Origin of the sequence: Noviherbaspirillum malthae, from assembly GCF_015352985.1 — a bacterium.
In the GTDB taxonomy this organism is placed as follows: domain Bacteria; phylum Pseudomonadota; class Gammaproteobacteria; order Burkholderiales; family Burkholderiaceae_D; genus Noviherbaspirillum; species Noviherbaspirillum malthae.
In genome coordinates, this window is record NZ_JACYXF010000004.1 from 173,937 (window position 1) to 192,680 (window position 18,744).

Genomic DNA, 18,744 nt, shown 5'->3' on the forward strand with positions numbered 1-18,744 from the left:
GTTATGTCCTATGTCCGGAATGGCCACAGGTGGAAAGTGCGGCGGACGCGGCGCCAGATTTCGGCCAGTCCGTGCGGTTCGAAGATCAGGAACAGAACGATCAGCAGGCCGAACACGATGGTGCGGACCGGCGACAGGATCAGGGTGGTGTTGCTGGAGATCGGCAGCCATCCGATCACGATCTTGAGCAACTCGGGCACCATGGTCATGAACACCGCGCCGAAGATGCCGCCGCGTATCGTGCCCATGCCGCCGACGATAACGGCGGCGAGGAAGAAGATCGACATGATGAGCGGGAAGCTCTCCGGCGTCACGATGCGGAAAAAGTAGGCGAACATGCCGCCGGCCACACCCGCATAGAAGGACGACAGCGCGAAGGACATCAGCTTGTAGCGCAGCAGCGGAATCCCGAGCACGCCGGCCGAGATGTCGCGGTCGCGGATCGCAATGAAGGCGCGGCCGATACGGGTGCGGAACAGGTTGGCCGCGCCGAACAGCATCAGGATGGTGACCGGCATGATCACCCAGTAAAGCTTGAACGACGTATCGAGCGCAAGACCGAAGAATTGCGCGGGCGGCACCGCAAGCCCGCCGGTGCCGCCGGTCAGGCTGGCCCAGTGCGAGAACGCAAAATGGGAGATGAAGCCGGCGGCGATGGTCGCAATCGCCAGGTACAGTCCCTTCACACGCAGCGAAGGCAGGCCGACGATGATGCCGCCTACCATGGCCACCACGCCTCCTGCCAGCAGGTTGAGCAGGAAAGGCGTGCCGAAGCGAATCTGCAGGATGGCGACCGTGTAGGCGCCGAGTCCCATGAAGGCGGCCTGCCCGAGGCTGACCAGCCCGGTGTAGCCGGTCAGCAGGTTCAGGCCGGTGGTGCTGGCGACGTTGATGGCAACCAGGCAGGCGAGATAGAGCCAGTATTCGCCGGCGAAGAATGGAAAGACGGCCAGCAATACCATCAGCGCAATGAGCCATGCGCGCTGCGTGGCGGTATCGAACAATGCCTCATCGGCGGCATAGCTTTCCTTGGCGGATCCGATGCGCATTACAGCCTCTCGATTTCATGGGTGCCGAACAGGCCGTAAGGCCGGATCAGCAGAATGACGACCAGCAGGATGAAGGTGGCGAGCAGCTTGTATTCGCCGCCGAGGTAGGCGCCGGCCCAGGCTTCGATCAGGCCGATGATGAGCCCGCCGACCAGTGCGCCCGCCACGCTGTCGAGGCCGCCGAAGATCACCACCACCAGCACCGATAGGCCGAACACGCCCATGGTCGAGGAAATGCCGCCGATCGCGCCGACCACGATGCCGGCCACGCCGGCAATCACTGCGGCAAAGCTCCATGCCAGCGAAAACACGCGCGGCACATTGATGCCCATGGAATAGGCAGCCGCCTGGTCGGAGGCGGTGGCGCGCAATGCGACGCCGCCGCGCCAGTAGCGGAAGGTCAGCAGCACGATGGCAATCAAGGCCACCGCAATCCAGAAGCCGTAGAAAATCTTGGGTGCGAGGAAGGCTTCGCCCAGCCTGATCGGCGCGGAAGGAAAGAACTCTGGAAGGCGGCGCTGGTCGGCGGTCCAGATCAGCTCCACCAGCCCGACGAGTATCGACGACAGGCCGACGGTCACCATGAAGGAAGCGATCGGCGACTCGCCCAGCATCGGCCGGATCACCGTGCGCTCCAGCAGCATGCCGAGCGCGCCCATGGCGACAAGCGCGGCCGGCACCGCGATCCAGAGCGGCAGGCCGGCGCCGGCGGAAAACGCGAAGAACAGATAGGCGCCCGCCATCAGCATGTCACCCAGCGCCAGGTTGACCACGCGCGTGGCCTTGTAGATGATGACGAAGGCCAGTCCGGTCAGGGCGTACAGGCCGCCGGTACCGAGGCCGGCCAGTGAAATTTCCAGGAAAAAGAGCCAGTCGAAATTCATGCCGCGCTCCGGAAACCCTGCTTTTCACCCTTTGTCCCCGCCTGCTTGTAGCGTGCCCGCAGCGCATGCACATCGCCGGAGCCGAGATAGGCGCGGATCACTTCCGGATTGGACTGCACCTCGGATGGAATGCCGCTGGCGATCACCTGCCCGAAATTGAGCACCACCACATGATCCGAAAGATCCATCACCATGCTCATGTCATGCTCGACCATTAAGATGGTAACGCCCCACTCTCGCCGCACTTCAAGAATGAAACGAGCCATGTCTTCCGTCTCTTCGCGGTTCATGCCGGCCACCGGCTCGTCGAGCAGCAGGATCTGCGGTTTCATCGCCAGCGCGCGCGCCAGTTCCACACGCTTCTGCAAGCCGTAGGAGAGCGAGGCGACCGGCGCCTTGCGGATGTGGTCGATCTCAAGGAAATCGATGATGCGTTCCTCGATCTCCTGCCTCAGCTGCTCTTCCTCCCGCCTTGCCCGCGGCGTGAAGAACAGCGCGCCGAGCGGACCGGTCTTGAGATGGCAGTGGCGGCCGAGCTTGATATTGTCGAGCACCGTCATGCCGCGAAACAGCGCAATGTTCTGGAAACTGCGCGCCAGGCCGAGCGCGGCGCGGCGCGGCGGCGCCACGCCGGACAGGCTCTTGCCGCGGAAAAGAATGTCGCCAGATGCCGGCTTGTAGAAACCGGAAATGGTATTGAACACCGAAGTCTTGCCGGCCCCGTTGGGGCCGATCACGGACGTGATGCTGCCTTCGGCCACGCTGAAGCTGACATTGTCCAGCGCCTTGACGCCGCCGAAACGCAGCGTGACGCCGCGCACGTCGAGAATGGAATCGTTCGCTACTGCCTGCAAGTTTGTCTCCTCTTTTATGCAGCGCATCGATACTTCATTCGAATTGTGGTGGTTTATCGCGGCAGAATATTTTTTCTACTCGCGAGTAACTTCGGAAAATACTAGCACAGGAAATTGTGCTTGCAAGCAGTCGGGTAAAAAATTACTGCAATCTGAATTTCATGGAAAAATCGCTTATTGCATTGCAAAAGCGAGAAGTATTGCGCCTCGAATGCTTGGCCAGGCTGATCACCATCGGGTCGGTCAAAGCGACTTGTTCATTACTTGCGAGTAACGCTTGCATACAGCGGGGCCGGTTTCATGCCGGCAATCCGGATGCCGAAGCCTTGAGCAATCCCTCCGGCCGGCTTGTGTACAATTCCGGGATTGCTTCTCCGGCCGGGTTTTCCACCGTGCGCATCAGCATATCAAGGAGCCTTAACATGACAGGTTTGGATACCCGCAGCAAAGCACAGCCGAAATCATGGGATGTCATCTTTCGCTCATTTGAAAGCGCTGTTGTTCTGGAGAGGCTGCCATGCTGAGCGGTGGATGTTTCTGCGGTGCGGTGCGCTATGAAACTGACGGCACGCCGTTTCACGAGACCAACTGCCACTGCGAAATCTGCCGGCGCACCTCCGGCGCTCCCATGGTGGCCTGGTTCAGCGTTCCGAAAACCGGCTTCCGGCTTGTCGCCGGCAAGCCCACCCGGTTTCGCTCGACCGCCTTAGGCATGCGCAGCTTTTGCCCGCAATGCGGCACCCAGCTCACCTTCGAAAACGACAATCTGCCGGACGAGATCGACGTGACTATCGTCAGCCTGGACGATCCGGACCGGCTGACTCCCAAGGATCACACCTACGTTCGCAGCCGGCTGCAATGGGTAAAGCTCGCCGATCAGCTGCCGCAATATCAGGAAACCCGCAGAGAGGCACACAAGAAATGATGCGGCATGTCGTTCTGCCGGTACCGCCGCTGCGGGCTTGCATACGCAACATCATGATCGGTGAATTCACCAGCGCCGACAGCCATCTGCCGGCAACACCCGATGCGCAGCTGGTGATCTACCTGCGAGGCAGCGCTTCATTGCTGGAACCGGCATCGGCAGCACCCATGCCGCTGGCCTTCATTGCAGGCACCTGCATGACACCCCGCAGATTTCGCGTTGACATCGGCAGCCGCTTCATCGGTGTCACCTTCCGGCCGACAGGATTGTCGGCCTGCTTCGGCATGCCGGCGAATCTGTTCTTTGAACGCATCGTTGCGCTTGAAGACGCGCTGCCACAGCATACTGTTGCGCGGTTGACAAACGAACTTTACGGCGTGGCGAGCATGCATGCCGCGGTCGAGGCGGTCGAGGCCTTCCTGATGCGCTCCCTGCACGGCGGAGGCAAGCGCGAACCAGCCTTGCCTGCGCTCGGCCTGGAACGCCTGCTGATGCCCGCAGCGGCACTGGCCGACGGGCTGTCGCTCGGCACACGCCAGCTGGAGCGCCGCTTCCTGGTCAACTACGGCATGCCGCTGCGCGACTGCCGCCGGCTCGCACGTTTTTCGTCGGTGCTTGCACAGCTGCTCGCGGGAACGCCGGCTGCCGTCAGCATGGCGCGCATCGCCGTCGAGGCGCACTATGTCGACCAGGCGCATTTCATTCGCGATTTCCGCCAGTTCGTCGGCGACACTCCCGGCCGCTTCCTCAAGGCGAAAGATGAGGAAGATTCGATCTACAGCCTGTGGCGGCTGAATGCGGCAGAACTCCCCGCCTTCATCGACTGAATTGATCAACTTTGATCAACCGAGCCGTCACATGTCGTGTCGGTACAATCTTTTTGTCGGCAGTACGGATAAGGTTTCCGCTCTCAGGAAAGGAAACCGACATGAATGCTCCCTCGCTGGAAGCCGACGGCTATCTGCTGACCACTGTCGATGAACTGCTCGCCAGCGCGCGCAGCAACAGCATCTGGTATTTGTCTTTCGGGCTGGCCTGCTGCGCCGTCGAGATGATGCAGGCGGCGGCATCGCGCTATGACATGGACCGTTTCGGCATCATGCCGCGGGCCAGTCCGCGCCAGGCTGACCTGATGATCGTCGCCGGCACGCTGACCAACAAGATGGCGCCCGCGCTGCGCAAGGTCTACGACCAGATGCCCGAACCGAAATACGTGATCTCGATGGGCACCTGCGCCAACGGCGGCGGGTACTACCACTATTCGTATTCGGTCGTGCGCGGATGCGACCGCATCATTCCCGTGGATGTCTATGTGCCGGGATGTCCGCCGACGGCCGAGGCGCTGATCTACGGCATACTGCAGCTGCAGCGGAAAGTGCAGCGCTCCAGGGTGATTGCGCGTTGATATTCCAGCAAGATGGAGATGACGAGGACGGGATACCATCCCCGCCGCTGCGTCTTACGGCTCGATGGCAATTCCAACGACACGCTCGGACACACCGATCGTAGCGATACGCGCCGCCCTGCCGCTGTCGAGGTTGACCTCGTACCAGGTGGACTTCGCCTCGCCCGGCTTGCTGGCGGCCATGAAGGCAGCCCCCGAAACATCGGCGATGTCGAATGACACCTTTTCGATTTCCCCGGTACCCAATGCGCCGACCGTGTACAGCAGGCCGGTATTGGGAGAAACCGCCGGCGTCGTTCCTTCGCGGCTGCCCTGGGTTACCAGGGTGCGGTGCAGGGCATCGATCGCAAAGTTGGTGGTGATTTTTTCATCCTGCTTGTTGTAGGTATAACCGGCGGCCGCGAGTCCCGGAGTCTGGCCGGCATGCGTATCGCCCGGCGCATAGGCAAGCGGACCGTCGACCTGCAATCCCGGCGCATTCGGATCGCTGTCCACGACGGCGCCGGTATCCGGATGCAGGCGCATGTTCTGGCCGGTGCTGTTGGTGACCACGCGAATGCGGTCGACCGTCGGATTGAAATCGAAGCCGATTTCCGAGCCGGTCGGCATGACGGCAATCGGAGCGCTGCCTACCATGGTCACGGCGCCATCACCGGTATTGATGCGATAGAGCCTGCCGCTGCTTCCCAAACCGTACAGCCAGCCCCTGGCGACACGGTAATCGATGCCAAGCACAACTTCACCGCTCTGCAGGCCGGCGAGCGGCTGCCGGGAAAGGATCTTGCCGGGCTGGCCGGCGTTGAATTTCACCAGCTGGTTAGAGGCCGTCACTGCATAGACGGTTTCCTTGCGAAGAGCGCCCTGCGGTTCCTGCTGCAGGCCGGCGCAACCGGCGGCCGTCAATGCAACGGCAAGGGACAGCGCAGCTTTTCCTCCGGCGGGAAGTTTGAATCTCATGAACATTGCTCCAGTCGTTAATCAGTTGTTATTGATGCATGTCGGTGTGGGTTCGGCGTTCGACGGGTCTGGGAGCGAAAGCCGGCGCATGTTCGGAGCCCTTGAAGAAGGCATCAGGGTTCGGTATTGCACGGCGGTTCTGAGGCCGTTGGCGAATAGGCGCGTTGCTGGAAGGATACCTGAAAGGTAACAACAATTTTCCTTTGGGCACGAAAACAACTGCATTTACACGTCTTGGTCGAAGACAGCGGACAGTCATGGCGAAGAATCAACGCCATGGCTGCGGGATCGCGCTAGCATGAATATCGGGGTGTCTGCCACATTGCAGGTGCGCGATGCTCGACCCTGCACCTACGGACATCCATGAAATACCCTGACTCACTGGAGGTTATCGTCATGTCTTCCTGCACAAACCGACTTTTCCTGGTGATGGCCGCCTTGACGGTGTCATTAAGCGCGCACGCACAGTCTGCCCCGAACGGCGGCGCCTCGGCGCGCTATGAATCCGAGCGCGCCGCCTGCGCATCGATTTCCGAACCCGAATCGCGCTCGGCCTGCCTGCGCGAGGCTGCAGCAGCACGCGCGGAAATGCAGCGCGGACAGCTTGCCGGGGAAAGCGACTATCAGCGCAATGCGCTTGCACGCTGTCAGCTGCTGCCGACCTCCGACCAGGAACTATGCAGACGCCGAATGCTGGACCAGGGCACGGTCAGCGGCAGCGTGTCCGATGGAGGCATCTATCGGGAATATCGGGAGATTACCTTGCCCGACGCCGCACCGGCACCCGGTACGACGCAACGCTGAGAGCCTGCTTGAAAACTTAATGCGAAGTCCGCTTCCGGCACTGCGGCACTCGGCATACCTCATGAACGCGTGCACTCTCATATCGGGCACGCGCGCCGCCAGCGGCTTCATGATGAGAAGCGGGATTTTCCTGGCGTCATTTCAAGCAGCGTACAGCCAAGCGAAAAGATACATCGGGCGCAAGAGCGAAGGTGCAATGCCTTCGCTTAGGCAACTTTAGATTCTTATACATTCCTCTCTTAATATTATTCATTAAATTTCTAATTAAGCTTCCAAAGATTTTAAGAAAACCAGAGGCCGCTTCTCGAGCAAGGTTTGCTGCATCGGCATCTGCAATGTGTCTTCTACGGTTTCGTAGCATCCGCGTCAAGGTGGATTAGCGCTTCAAGCAAGGCCATGACGGCGATTCGTTAATTACATACGTGTTCGCGGACACCCAATCCTCTTCGTTTTCCGTGATAACAGATAAATTAATGTAGTTGCCTAAAATCATTATTACTACACGGAAATCAATCCTTAAACAATTGCCGAACGGCAATTAAAAATTGTATTTTCGAAAACGAATTTGATCTGACTTTCCTCAAACTCGTAACGGCTGGAAATGTGAATATACGGTTCACCTAAGTAACTAATTGTAAATTTAAGTTACTAGATATAACTAAGAATCAACAGGGAGGCAGGATGATCAGCACCGTGCAAGCGGGCCGGCAGATTGCGGCCATCGCATTTGCAGCACTCTGGCCGGGACTGGCTGCAGCTGCCGATGCAGATGCAGCGCGGTTCTCGCAAGATCCTGCGGCGGGCGTGGTGCTGAATCAGACTGTGACTGTTGGCGGACAGGACTTCTTCCGCCATTTTTCTTCGGCCTGGCGCGATTCGCCGCTCAGCGAGCGGGTCATTGTCATCGTCAAGGAACAGCCGTCCGCACGGCTGGGCAACATCGTGTGGGTCGAATACCGTCGCAAGAAAGTGTTCCAGGCAAATCTTCCGCCGTCGCGGGAACAGATAAGAAAGCTGGGCAACGACGCTGCTTCCGTTGTCCAGGATGAGATCGTCGGTGCAGAAGTAGAGCAGGCCACATTGGTCGACGTCGACCTCGCTAAAGAAGAAATTTAAAAAGTACCAGGGAGTGTTCATGAAAACGACATGCTTGAAAGGCATGGCGGGGATCGGCTGCGCGTTCGCCATCCTTGCCGCCCTTACTACCCTTAACGCACAAGCTACCGAGCTTGTCTATGTGCCGATTAATCCTTCTTTTGGAGGAAGCCCGCTTTACGGAAGCGTGCTGCTCGGCTCGGCCCAGGCTACCAACAAGCACAAGGAAGCGGATGCCTCCGGTCTGGGCGCATTGGGACAGGACCCGTTAAAGCAGTTTAACGAATCGCTCGAACGCGCCGTATTGGGTCAGCTGGCTTCCTCGGCGACTTCCAAGATCCTTGTTAACGGTCAGCTCGTGCCCGGCACCATCGAGACCGGCAATTTCCGGATCAATGTCATCGATGCCGGCGGCGGTTCCCTGACCGTGACGACGACCGATAAGGTCACCGGCGCAAGCTCTTCCTTCGTGGTGGGCAAATGAGAGCGCGCGCCAGCCTGATCGGTCTGTCCTGCGCGGCAGCCCTGATGCTTCTGTCCGGCTGCGCTGTCAGCCATCCGCCGTCCAACGTGAACGCGGAAGCGCATCTGACCCCTGCTTCACCGATGGCGCGCGACCTCGCCCGCCTACCCGCTCCCGCCGGCAAGATCGCAGTCGCGGTGTACGGCTTCAGGGACCAGACTGGACAGTACAAGCCGTCTCCGGACAGCTCATTTTCTACCGCGGTCACCCAGGGCAGCACATCGCTGCTCATCAAGACTCTAAAGGACTCCGGCTGGTTCATTCCGGTGGAACGCGAGAACCTGCAGAACCTGCTGACCGAACGCAAGATCATACGCGCACTGGAAACACCTCAGCCCAATGAGGCGCCGAGGATCAATGTTCCCGCACTGCTGTCGGCCTCCCTGCTGATCGAAGGCGGCGTCGTAGCTTATGAAAGCAATGTCCGCACGGGCGGCGCCGGAGCCAAGTATCTCGGCATCGGCCTGTCGACGCAATACCGGGTCGACCAGGTCACGGTCAACCTGCGCACCGTCGACAGCCGCAACGGGGAAATCCTGCACAGCATTTCCACCACGAAGACCATCTATTCCTACGAAATCCGGCCCAGCATCTTCAAGTTTGTCAATGTGAAGGACCTGGTGGAGATCGAAGCCGGCATGACGCGCAACGAGCCGGCTCAGATGTGTGTGGCGGAAGCCATCGAGGCGGCGGTGCTGCATCTGATCGCTGGCGGCATCAAGAACAAGTCATGGACTCTCAAGAGCGAGAGCGATCTGTCGAATCCGGTGCTGACGAAGTACCTGGCGGAACAGGAACATCGCCTCAGCCAGAAAGATATGGAACTGGTTGAAGCGGCAGGTGCCGGCGACAGCGGCTGGGCGGGCGAGCGGGTCGAGCAGGCCAGGATGGCTTCGGCGGCTTCGCAGAGGAGATAGGCGACATGAAAAGATTCCAGCTTTATAGCGTGCTTGCCTGTCTGATTCCTCTGATTGCATTTGCCGCAAGCGATCTCGCCGGCAGGGAGTTCCCGCAAGGAGATGTCGACCTGACGGGTGCGGGCGGAAACGCGGCGGACATCGTCCAGACTGGCGACCGGAATATTGCGGACATCTCGCAATCCGGCCCTGCCAACAGCGCGGTCATCCGCCAGAGCGAAGCGGCCAACAGTGCGCGCATCGAACAGCAGGGGCGCGGCAACGCCGCATCGGTCTGGCAGCAAGGGAGCGACAACATGGCCTTGATCATGCAAAGCGGCGCCAACAACCTGGCCGGCGCCGCGCAGAGCGGCAGGTATAACGAGTCCGTCATCCAGCAGGCCGGCAGCGCCAACCAGGCTTTCGTCACCCAGTCGGGCATGAACAACAAGGCCGAGATTCAGCAGGCCGGCAATGGACTGAAGGGTTCCATCTCCCTGAGCGGGAACAACATGAATGCATCAATGAATCAGCGATAAGGGGCGCTGGTTCAGTCACACACGCCTCCCCCATACACATATAAACGAAAGGGTAAGACAATGAAATTCACGATGACTTCGGCAGCCCTCGCAATCGCCATGGCCTTCGGCAGCACCGCCGCCTTTGCAGACACTGCCACCATCAATCAGTACGGCAACAGCAACGATGCCTTCACTTCGCAGAGCAACAATTTTTTTAGTGCTACCGCCACCACAACCCAGAACGGCACAGGCAACAAGGCAGGCAGCCAGGAAAATTCGACCGGCGGCATTCAGCAGAGTTACAGCGGAGCTGTTACGGCAACAGTGGATCAGAACGGCAACTATAACAATGCAGCGCTGACTCAGACCGGCGCGTTCTTTACTCGTGGTCTGATCCAGCAGCAAGGTACATCGAATAACGCCGGCATTTCGCAAGAGGGCGTGACCGCTTCGACAGCCACTATCCGCCAGTACCAAGACAGCAATCTTGCACGCGTCAGCCAGTCCCTCAGCGGCGATGTTGATGCCACAGTCACCCAGACCGGTACTGCAAACAATGCTCAGGTTTCGCAAAACAACTTCAGTTCCGATTCCACTATCGGAGTCACCCAGTCCGGCAATTACAACTACACCAGCGCAACCCAGTCCCGCGCAGACGATTCGACTGCGACCGTGAACCAATACGGCACATCGAATGCAGCTTACGTGACGCAGCAGTACGGCGACGACATGGCGTCCACGATCTATCAGAACGGCAACAACAATACCGCCACCACAATCCAGACCGGAGATCGTCAGGATGCCCGCGTGGCGCAAATCGGCGGCTATAACTCTGCTACCGTAAATCAATCCGGAGCCGGCCAGTATGCCAACGTCCGCCAGGAAGGTACTTTTAACGGTGCACTCGTGGTCCAGCGCAACAACGGCAATGACGCAACCGTCACTCAGTATGGCAGCTACAACAATGCCGACGTCCTGCAAGACGGCCGTCGCAACGACGCGACTGTAAACCAGTCCGGCTATTATCAGAATGCCGTCGTGCGCCAGACAGGCAGCGACAGCGATGCCAACATCACCCAGGGCGGCAGCTACGACTTCGCCAGCGTGACTCAATCGGGCAGCAGCCATCGTGCCAACATCAACCAGTACGGCACCGGCTATGCATACAACATCGCCACGGTTACCCAAGCCCAGACCGGTCACGTTGCCAACATCACCCAGAACGGTAGCGGCAACCGCGCAGGCATCTCGCAGCGCTGATCCGGCTCGGACCTGTCAACAACCTCCTGCAAGCAACTTTGGCGGCCCATGGGCCGCCTTTTTTCGTTCTATTCATCGAACGTGACCAATGACCTTGCAGGCTTCTCAGCCCTACCACTGATTCGATTCTTGCGGGAACCAACCGAATAGGCGGTGCCACCCATAAACACTGCGTGCTATCGCAGCCATGACCTAATCGAAACGATAGAAAGGAAAAGAATATGGGCGGAGTTAATTTCAACACCTCGGCAAACTTTCAGGTACCGGGTTCACAGCAGGGTGCTCCGAAAGGCCAGGCAGAACTTGAGAAAATGCCCACCGACCAGCTGGTGAAACACTGGCAGAACAGCACGGGCGCGGAAAAAGAAGCGGCCTTTGCGGAACTTCAGAAACGTCTGTCGGAACTGCTCCCCGAGAAGGCTGGCGAGAAAGACGGAGAGAAGGGTGAAAAAGGCGAGAAAGGCGGCGGAGAGAAGGGTGTCTCGGGCGGTGAAAAAGGTGGAAGCGGCGGCTCACTGGAAGAACTGCTGAAACAAATTCTTGAAAAGCTCAAGAGCGGCCAGCCTCTGACGCCGGAGGAGCAGGAGCTTGCCAACAAGCTGGGACTGAAAACCTCCGAGAAGAACTCCGCCCCGCCCGATCAAGGCGGCGATCCTAACAATATTCCCAGCAACATCGCCCCGCCCGGGAAGGTGTAACGACAAGTCCCATTGAACCGGCATGCGGCAGCAGAGGTACGCATGCCGGTTTTCCCTGAACAGGACAATTTGCCTGTTCAGGTTCAAATCATCAGGCAAGCCGAGCATAGAAAAGCGGCTCGACCGATAACATCAGAAGGGAGCGAAACCAATGTCAAGACGGTATCTTGTAGTGGGCCATGAAGCGAGGGATTATGCTTATGCATGGAAGCTTGCGCAGTCGCCTCAAGTTGAAGCCGTGTACGTCCATACCGGCAACCTGGCGATGGTATTTACCGAGAAACTGCATCTGGTTCAAAAGCAGTCGTTTGAGGATCTGGCCCAGTTTGCTGTCGACAAGCAGATAGATGGCACCTTGGTGGGCGATACCTCGTTCATGCAGTCCGGAATCGTGGAAATCTTTCATAACAAGGGCTTGGCCATTCTTGGCGCCACTCAGGCCGCCGCCGCATTGGAGTGTTCGAAGCTGTTCGGAAAGAGCTTCATGAAAAGGCATGGCATTCGCACGCCGCGCCATACCGTTTGCACCACTCCATCGGACTGCCATAAATTCCTGGAGGGCGCCAAGTATCCCCTCGTTCTCAAGGCCGACATGCGCGTATCAAGCGACAAGAGCGCCGTGGTGGTCATGAACAAGGAGCAGGCCGTACGCGCGTATGCCGAGGTTTTTCTGGCGCAAACCAAATATGAAACTTGCCCGCCTGTCGTTTTTGAAGAGTTTGTGGCCGGCAAGGAGGTCAGCTATACGATCCTGATGGATGGCAGCGATTGGGTGCCCTTGGCTGCCGTCAGGGATTACAAGAGAGTCGGCGACCGTGACGAAGGTCCGAACACCGCCGGCATGGGCAGTTATTCGCCCGTGCCGTGGCTGACTGCGGACATCGAAGACAGGATCAGGGAACAGATCGTGATTCCGACGATGCGCGGCCTGCATGCCGAAGGTTTGCAGTATCGCGGTTTTCTTTATATCGGCATCATGGTCGATGACAAAGGCGACCCCTGGGTGCTTGAGTACAACACGCGTATGGGCGATACGGAAGCGGAAACGATACTCATGCGGCTCGATGAGGACTTTTCCGACGTGGTCGACAAGGCGGCCAAGGACAGCGTGAAAGATTTGCAGTTGAAGTGGCGCGACGGATGCGCCATCAGCGTGGCAGTGACGCCTCCCGGCTACCCCACCAACGTAACCGAGATGCCTGTCCAGCTTCCGTTTCCGGAAAGCGAGGGGGTGATGTGCTTCGGTTCGATCTTGCAATTGAAACCGTCCGGCGTCTATTCCGAGAAAGGGCGCATTGCCTGCGTAACCGGATATGCGCCCAACGCCGAAGATTGCCGAAACAAGGTCTATGAAATGGTCGAAAAAATCAACAAGGACCGGAATTATCATGCTCGCTCGGATATTGCACGCGAACTTGTTTCCTCTCCCGCCGTTCCCGCGGAATCCGAGCTTTCCTGCGCAGCGGGCTGAAGCCTAATACCAGTCCCAAGGCATAACGTGACAGATGGATCGATGGATTTTTTCGTCTGACAAGGCGTGGGAGGAATCCATAGCGGGGCTATGGATGACGAGCACAACGCGGGCAGGCGGAAAAAGACGCGATCCCATGGGATGTTCTGCCTTGGGATTGGTATAACGCCGGGCGCGGTGAAGCGGGCTGGAAATGCAGGCTATCATGTCGCCTGCAGCCTGCCTGCCTTTCTCTATCATCCGCAGCCCATGAACATCAATTCCGACGACCTCGAATACTTCATCCGCGTCGCTTCGACCGGCAGCTTCTCGCGTGCCGCGCTGGAACTCGGCACCGACCCATCGACGCTGAGCCGGCATATGGCGCGGCTCGAAGGCGCCTATCATGCGCGGCTGTTTCATCGCAGCGGGCGCGGCGTGGTACTGACGGAGGCCGGCATGGTTCTTCTGGAGCAGGCCAAGCAGGTTGCCGCCAGCCTGCAGCAGGCGCGCCATGCCCTGCAGGGAATGGCGTCGAAGGGACCGCGCCAGGTGGTGATTGCTGCGCAGCCGACCATTGCAAGAATGGCCTTCGGCCGCGTCGGGCGGGCATTGAAGGCGCAGTTCCCCGAAACGCGGGTGCGCTTCGTCGAGGGACTGGGCACGCACATTCTCGAATGGCTGGCCAGCGGTGAAATCGACATTGCCATTCTCTACATGCCTGCGCATGCCGGCGGACTGAAGGTCGACATGCTGCTGCGCGAACCGGTGCGGCTGGTGATGCCCGCCAATCATGCGCATGAAGGCGATACCTTCGACATTGCGAGGCTCGGCGAGCTGCCGCTCATTCTGCCGAGCACGCCGCACGGCCTGCGCCTGCTGGCGGAGTCGCTGGTCGCCAAGGCCGGCGGTGCGCTGAACATTGCGCTCGAATGCGACGGCTCCACCAGCGTGACCAAGCGCCTGGTCGAGGAACGCTGCGGCTGCACCATACTGCCGCTGGCGGCGGTGGCCGACGAGGTGACGCGGGGTCGGCTGCGGACGGCGCGGCTCATCAACCCCGAGGTGGCAAGGGAGGTGGCAATTGCGACGGCCAAGAACCGGCCGCCGGTCGCGCAGCTCTGGAACGTCATTCAGACCATACGCGGAGAAGTGGTCGACTGCGTTTCGGCCGGAGACTGGCCGGATGCGGAACTGATCGATGCCGCCGAGACCGCCTGCGGCGCATCGATACTCCAGCCGGCGAACCCGGAGCAGCCGGGTTCGGACTTGTCTTCAACGCATCCTTAGCGCCGACAGCGGCCCGGGCGATGTACCGCGATGCGACTGCACCGAGGCTGCCGCCTGATCCATCTGCGCAAGCGTTTCCTCGTCGATCGGAACTGCTGCAGCCCGCGCTTCGCGCATCGCCTTTTCCGGCTCGCCCGGCATCAGGATGGCATCGCTGCCCTGCTGCAGCGGCGCAGACTTCACCCATTCGACAAAGGCATTGAATTCATCGCCGAAAACCTCGCCGGTACCCATCTTGCGCGGATCAAAGACGATGGTGAGCATGTTGTTCCAGATCGCATGCTTCATGGTCAGGTATTGCGGCCGGGTAGTTTCGCCGCCGATCAGCGCCGCGCCCAGCAGTTCGCACACCATGGCCAGCGCATAGCCCTTGTGGCCCGCGAAGGGAAGCAGCGCGCCCGGCGCGCCGCCGGCCGCGGGGAACATCACGCCGGGATTATCGGTCGGCATCCCCTGCGCATCGAGCAGGGAACCGGGCGGCACGCTGACTTTCTTGTTGTGCGCAACGCGCACCTTGCCGAGCGCAATCGCGCTGGTGGCGAAGTCGAGAATCACCGGTTCACGGCCCTGGACCGGCACGCCGACCGTAAACGGATTGGTGACGAAGCGCCCTTGCGTGCCGCCGTGTGGCGCAACGATGGGCTTGCTGACCGAGTTGGTGAAATGCACCGAGATCATGCCCGCTTCCACCGCCTGCTCCGCCCAGTGCCCTACCCGGCCCAGATGATGCGAGTGGCGCAAGCCCATCACGCAGACGCCGTGTTCGCGGGCGCGGGCAATGGCGGCTTCCATTGCTTCGTAGGTGACGGCCTGGCCCATGCCGCGCCTGCCGTCCATCATCAGCATGGTGCCGCCGTCGGTGACGGTTTCCGCATGCTGGTTCAGCTGCAGTTCATTGGCCAGCCACGAGTTCACATAGCGCGGCACCATGCCGACGCCGTGGGAATCATGTCCGGCGAGGTTGGCGCCGACCAGATGCTCTGCAGTCAGCTCGGCTTCCTGCCGGCTGGAGCCCGCAGCCAGCCAGAGATCGATAACCCATTGCTTCAGCGCCGGGGTGGGAATCAGACATTCGCTCATTGATGAACCTGGTTTGTTGAGTTGGGATTCGGTGCGCGGGACGAAGCCCGCACTTGATTTATTGCACCTTGAGTTATTCCACCTTGATGTTGGCGGTCTTGATCAGCTGCGCCCACTTGGCGACCTCGGACTTCTGGAAGCTGCCGAGCTCCGCAGGTCCGGCGCCGGAGGGCTCGACGCCGAGTCCGGACAGCCGCGCCTTGATCTCGGGATCCTGGATGATCTTGGCGATTTCCGCGGACAGCCGCTGCACGATCGGCTGCGGCGTGCCGGCCGGCGCAAAGACTGCCTGCCAGGACACGATTTCATAGCCCGGCACGCCGGCTTCGGCAAGTGCGGGTATATCGGGCAGCTGCGTCGAGCGCTTGGCCGAGGTGACGCCGAGAGCGCGGATCTTGCCGGACTGGATCAGCGGCACGGCCGCGAGAATATTCTCGAATACCAGGTCGACTTCTCCGCCGAGCAGCGCCTGCATCGCCGGCGCGCTGCCCTTGTAGGGCACGTGGACCATCTTCGTGCCCGTGATCGACTGGAACAATGCACCTGACAGATGCTGGGAAGTGCCGTTGCCCGAAGACGCATAGTTGACCGCTTCCGGCTTCGCCTTGGCTGCGGCAATCACGTCCTGCACGCTCCGGTAGGGGCTGTTGGCATTGACGACCAGCACGTTCGGCAAGGTGCCGATCAGCGTTACCGGCTGGAAGTTCTTCACCGGGTCGTAGGGCATCTTTGAATACAGGCTGACGTTGATTGCATGCGAGCTGATGGTGCCGCCGACCAAGGTATGCCCGTCGGGCGCAGCCTTTGCCACATAGTCGGAGCCGATGTTGCCGCCGGCGCCGGGCCGGTTTTCAACCACCACCACCGTGCCGAGCGCCGGACCGAGCTTGTTGGCAATCAGACGGCCCAGCACGTCGGTGGTGCCGCCGGCCGCGAACGGGACGATATAGTTGATGTTCTTGGACGGCCATTTTTCCTGCGCTGCTGCGCCGGATGCCGTTGCAGTCAGGGCGATGCCGCATGCCCATACGGACAAATACTTGCTTGCCTTCATCATTGTCTCCAGTTTTATAGTTGCCGTTGTCCATGCCCGGCATGCGGAAAATATACGCTAAATGCGGCGGCCTTCGGCATACTCGGTCTTGCATCCGGCACATAGCAGAAATGCAGGAATGCAGTCGCTGATCTTTGCCAGTTTTTGCAACAATGCGCACAGCGGAGTAGGCTATTGCGATCCGGTCTTCCTGCTCCTTCATTAACTGTTCCCAACCATGACTGTCTATCCATGAACCATCCCGACATCAACGCAATACAACCCGTCTTGGCCAGCGGAAACCCGGCGCCGCGCTCGGGCGGCCGCATACTCGTCGATGCCCTGAAGCTGCAGGGCGTGGAGCGCGTCTTCTGCGTTCCTGGCGAAAGCTATCTTGACGTGCTCGATGCGCTGGTCGACGTGCCGGAGATCGAAACCATCGTCACCAAGCATGAAGGCGCAGCAGCCAACATGGCCGAGGCGGACGGCAAGCTGACCGGCAGGCCGGGCGTGTGTTTCGTCACCCGCGGACCGGGCGCGACGCATGCGAGCATCGGCGTGCACATCGCCTTCCAGGATTCGACGCCGATGATCCTGTTCATCGGCCAGGTCGCGCGTGAACATCTCGGACGCGAAGCCTTCCAGGAAGTCGACTATGTGCAGATGTTCGGCCCGCTTGCCAAATGGGTCGTGGAAATCGATGATGCCGCCCGCATACCGGAATTCATCGCGCGCGCCTTCACCTGCGCCACCACCGGCCGTCCCGGCCCGGTCGTGATTTCGCTGCCGGAAGACATTCTCGGCGAGATGCTGACGGTGCAGGATGTGCCCGCATGCCGCCCAACGCAACCGGCGGTGGCGCCCGAGGACAGCGCATTGCTGCTGCAGGAACTGCAAGCGGCCAAGCGGCCGCTGGTGATTCTCGGCGGCACGGGCTGGGACGAGCAGGCGACACGCGATTTCGCGGGCTTCATCGAACGCTGGAATCTGCCGGTGGCCTGCGCATTCCGGCGCCAGGATCTGATCGACAACCGCGACCGCCATTACGTCGGCCATCTCAGCCTCGGCGTCAATCCGGCTCTGGCCGCACGCGTGCAGCAGGCCGACCTGATCCTGGCGGTCGGCACGCGGCTTGGCGATATCGCGACCAACGGCTATACCCATCTCGTGCCGCCGCAGCCGGCGCAGCGCCTGATCCATATTCATGTTGATGCGGGCGAACTCGGCCGTGTCTACCAGCCTGCGCTGGCCATGGTCGCCTCCATGCCGCGCGCGGCTTCCATGCTGGCCGGCCTGCCCGCGCCGTCCGCGCCGGCGTGGTCTTCCTGGACGGAAGGCATGCGCGCCGAGCACGATGCCTTCATCGCGCCGCCTGCCCGGCACGAGAAATACCAGGGCGTCAGCATGGCCTTCGTGATGGACCATCTCAACAAGACCTTGCCTGACGACGCGATCCTGACCAACGGCGCCGGCAACTATACCGTGTGGGTACACCGCTATTACCAGTACCGCCGGCCGCGCACCGAGCTGGCGCCCACCTGCGGCGCAATGGGTTACGGGCTGCCTGCATCGATCGCCGCCAAGCTGCGCCATCCCGAGCGCACCGTGATCTGCTTTGCCGGCGACGGCTGCTTCCTGATGTATCCGCAGGAAGTCATCACCGCGCTGGAAAACAATGCGGCCATCATCGTCATCGTCGTCAACAACGGCATGTACGGCACCATCCGCATGCACCAGGAGAAGCGTTTCCCCGGGCGCATCAGTGCCACCACCATCCAGCCGCCCGGCCTTGCGGAGATGGCGCGCTCGATGGGTGCGCATGCGGAACAGGTGAATTCGGATGCGGAGTTTCCGGAAGCATTCGAGCGCGCCCTGAGCAGCGGCAAGGCCGCAGTGCTGGAACTGCGCGTCGATCCGCGCCAGATCACGCCCCAGATGCGCATTGCCGAGGATGCGCCGCTGGCTTGAACCGGGCCGCTGCCGCAGGGAGACCAGCGGCCAGCGGCTAATGCCAGCGGTT

The 18,744-nt window shown here is 60.3% G+C and carries 20 protein-coding genes; 14 read left to right on the forward strand and 6 right to left on the reverse strand.

Annotation, left to right across the window (positions count from 1 at the left end; all coding sequences use genetic code 11):
- Nucleotides 1-8 precede the first annotated feature (8 nt).
- The 3 genes from IGW03_RS08875 to IGW03_RS08885 are packed head-to-tail and all read right to left on the reverse strand — an operon-like array spanning nt 9 to nt 2,814.
- Complete coding sequence (locus IGW03_RS08875) at nt 9-1,049, reverse strand: branched-chain amino acid ABC transporter permease (protein WP_194722177.1); 1,041 nt, start codon at nt 1,047-1,049, stop codon at nt 9-11.
- Nucleotides 1,049-1,933 carry a branched-chain amino acid ABC transporter permease gene (locus IGW03_RS08880; protein WP_194722178.1) on the reverse strand — a complete coding sequence of 295 codons (885 nt, stop codon included), beginning with the start codon at nt 1,931-1,933 and terminating at the stop codon, nt 1,049-1,051. Before IGW03_RS08880 ends, IGW03_RS08875 begins: the two co-directional genes overlap by 1 nt.
- Nucleotides 1,930-2,814 (reverse strand): ABC transporter ATP-binding protein, encoded by an 885-nt coding sequence (locus IGW03_RS08885; protein ID WP_194722179.1) that lies wholly within the window; start codon nt 2,812-2,814, stop codon nt 1,930-1,932. The genes IGW03_RS08880 and IGW03_RS08885 overlap by 4 nt, the downstream gene beginning before the upstream one ends.
- A 134-nt stretch (nt 2,815-2,948) precedes the next feature.
- Here IGW03_RS08885 and IGW03_RS08890 point away from each other — a divergent pair, with 134 nt between their 5' ends.
- The 4 genes from IGW03_RS08890 to IGW03_RS08905 all read left to right on the forward strand — a co-directional run bounded on the left by IGW03_RS08890 (nt 2,949) and on the right by IGW03_RS08905 (nt 5,117).
- A complete protein-coding gene (locus IGW03_RS08890) occupies nt 2,949-3,311 on the forward strand; it encodes a hypothetical protein (protein WP_194722180.1) in 363 nt (120 codons plus the stop codon).
- The gene (locus IGW03_RS08895; RefSeq protein ID WP_194722181.1) at nt 3,305-3,712 is read left to right on the forward strand and encodes a GFA family protein; all 408 of its coding nucleotides are present in this window, start codon (nt 3,305-3,307) and stop codon (nt 3,710-3,712) included. Before IGW03_RS08890 ends, IGW03_RS08895 begins: the two co-directional genes overlap by 7 nt.
- Nucleotides 3,709-4,539: an AraC family transcriptional regulator gene (locus IGW03_RS08900; protein ID WP_194722182.1), complete on the forward strand. Its 831-nt coding sequence runs from the start codon at nt 3,709-3,711 to the stop codon at nt 4,537-4,539. The genes IGW03_RS08895 and IGW03_RS08900 overlap by 4 nt, the downstream gene beginning before the upstream one ends.
- Nucleotides 4,540-4,640: 101 nt before the next feature.
- Nucleotides 4,641-5,117 carry a NuoB/complex I 20 kDa subunit family protein gene (locus tag IGW03_RS08905; RefSeq protein ID WP_194722183.1) on the forward strand — a complete coding sequence of 159 codons (477 nt, stop codon included), beginning with the start codon at nt 4,641-4,643 and terminating at the stop codon, nt 5,115-5,117.
- A gap of 54 nt (nt 5,118-5,171) precedes the next feature.
- Here IGW03_RS08905 and IGW03_RS08910 read toward each other — a convergent pair whose 3' ends face one another.
- Entirely contained in the window at nt 5,172-6,074 is a 903-nt protein-coding gene (locus tag IGW03_RS08910) for a DUF4394 domain-containing protein (RefSeq protein WP_194722184.1), read from the reverse strand.
- A 396-nt stretch (nt 6,075-6,470) separates the two neighbouring features.
- On the opposite strand from IGW03_RS08910, the gene IGW03_RS08915 reads away from it, so the two are divergent.
- The 9 genes from IGW03_RS08915 to IGW03_RS08955 all read left to right on the forward strand — a co-directional run bounded on the left by IGW03_RS08915 (nt 6,471) and on the right by IGW03_RS08955 (nt 14,611).
- A complete protein-coding gene (locus tag IGW03_RS08915; RefSeq protein WP_228535257.1) occupies nt 6,471-6,878 on the forward strand; it encodes a hypothetical protein in 408 nt (135 codons plus the stop codon).
- A gap of 681 nt (nt 6,879-7,559) precedes the next feature.
- Nucleotides 7,560-7,994, forward strand: a complete 435-nt coding sequence (locus IGW03_RS08920) for a CsgE family curli-type amyloid fiber assembly protein (RefSeq protein ID WP_194722185.1) — start codon at nt 7,560-7,562, stop codon at nt 7,992-7,994.
- A gap of 19 nt (nt 7,995-8,013) precedes the next feature.
- Entirely contained in the window at nt 8,014-8,457 is a 444-nt protein-coding gene (locus IGW03_RS08925) for a curli assembly protein CsgF (RefSeq protein WP_194722186.1), read from the forward strand.
- Nucleotides 8,454-9,413 (forward strand): CsgG/HfaB family protein, encoded by a 960-nt coding sequence (locus IGW03_RS08930; RefSeq protein WP_194722187.1) that lies wholly within the window; start codon nt 8,454-8,456, stop codon nt 9,411-9,413. Before IGW03_RS08925 ends, IGW03_RS08930 begins: the two co-directional genes overlap by 4 nt.
- Before the next feature lie 5 nt (nt 9,414-9,418).
- Entirely contained in the window at nt 9,419-9,931 is a 513-nt protein-coding gene (locus tag IGW03_RS08935; protein ID WP_194722188.1) for a curlin-associated protein, read from the forward strand.
- A gap of 99 nt (nt 9,932-10,030) precedes the next feature.
- Nucleotides 10,031-11,173, forward strand: coding sequence for a hypothetical protein (locus IGW03_RS08940; RefSeq protein ID WP_194722189.1), 1,143 nt, complete (start codon nt 10,031-10,033; stop codon nt 11,171-11,173).
- Between the two features lie 221 nt (nt 11,174-11,394).
- A complete protein-coding gene (locus IGW03_RS08945; RefSeq protein WP_194722190.1) occupies nt 11,395-11,871 on the forward strand; it encodes a hypothetical protein in 477 nt (158 codons plus the stop codon).
- Between the two features lie 151 nt (nt 11,872-12,022).
- Nucleotides 12,023-13,342, forward strand: a complete 1,320-nt coding sequence (gene purD, locus IGW03_RS08950; RefSeq protein ID WP_194722191.1) for a phosphoribosylamine--glycine ligase — start codon at nt 12,023-12,025, stop codon at nt 13,340-13,342.
- A gap of 249 nt (nt 13,343-13,591) precedes the next feature.
- Entirely contained in the window at nt 13,592-14,611 is a 1,020-nt protein-coding gene (locus IGW03_RS08955) for a LysR family transcriptional regulator (protein ID WP_194722192.1), read from the forward strand.
- Here IGW03_RS08955 and IGW03_RS08960 read toward each other — a convergent pair.
- Nucleotides 14,597-15,691 carry a malate/lactate/ureidoglycolate dehydrogenase gene (locus IGW03_RS08960; protein ID WP_194722193.1) on the reverse strand — a complete coding sequence of 365 codons (1,095 nt, stop codon included), beginning with the start codon at nt 15,689-15,691 and terminating at the stop codon, nt 14,597-14,599. The two genes, IGW03_RS08955 and IGW03_RS08960, sit on opposite strands and share 15 nt — an antisense overlap.
- 73 nt (nt 15,692-15,764) lie before the next feature.
- Nucleotides 15,765-16,748 (reverse strand): Bug family tripartite tricarboxylate transporter substrate binding protein, encoded by a 984-nt coding sequence (locus tag IGW03_RS08965; RefSeq protein WP_438943630.1) that lies wholly within the window; start codon nt 16,746-16,748, stop codon nt 15,765-15,767.
- A gap of 228 nt (nt 16,749-16,976) precedes the next feature.
- On the opposite strand from IGW03_RS08965, the gene IGW03_RS08970 reads away from it, so the two are divergent.
- The gene (locus IGW03_RS08970; protein ID WP_194722194.1) at nt 16,977-18,692 is read left to right on the forward strand and encodes a thiamine pyrophosphate-binding protein; all 1,716 of its coding nucleotides are present in this window, start codon (nt 16,977-16,979) and stop codon (nt 18,690-18,692) included.
- The last annotated feature ends 52 nt before the right edge of the window (nt 18,693-18,744 follow it).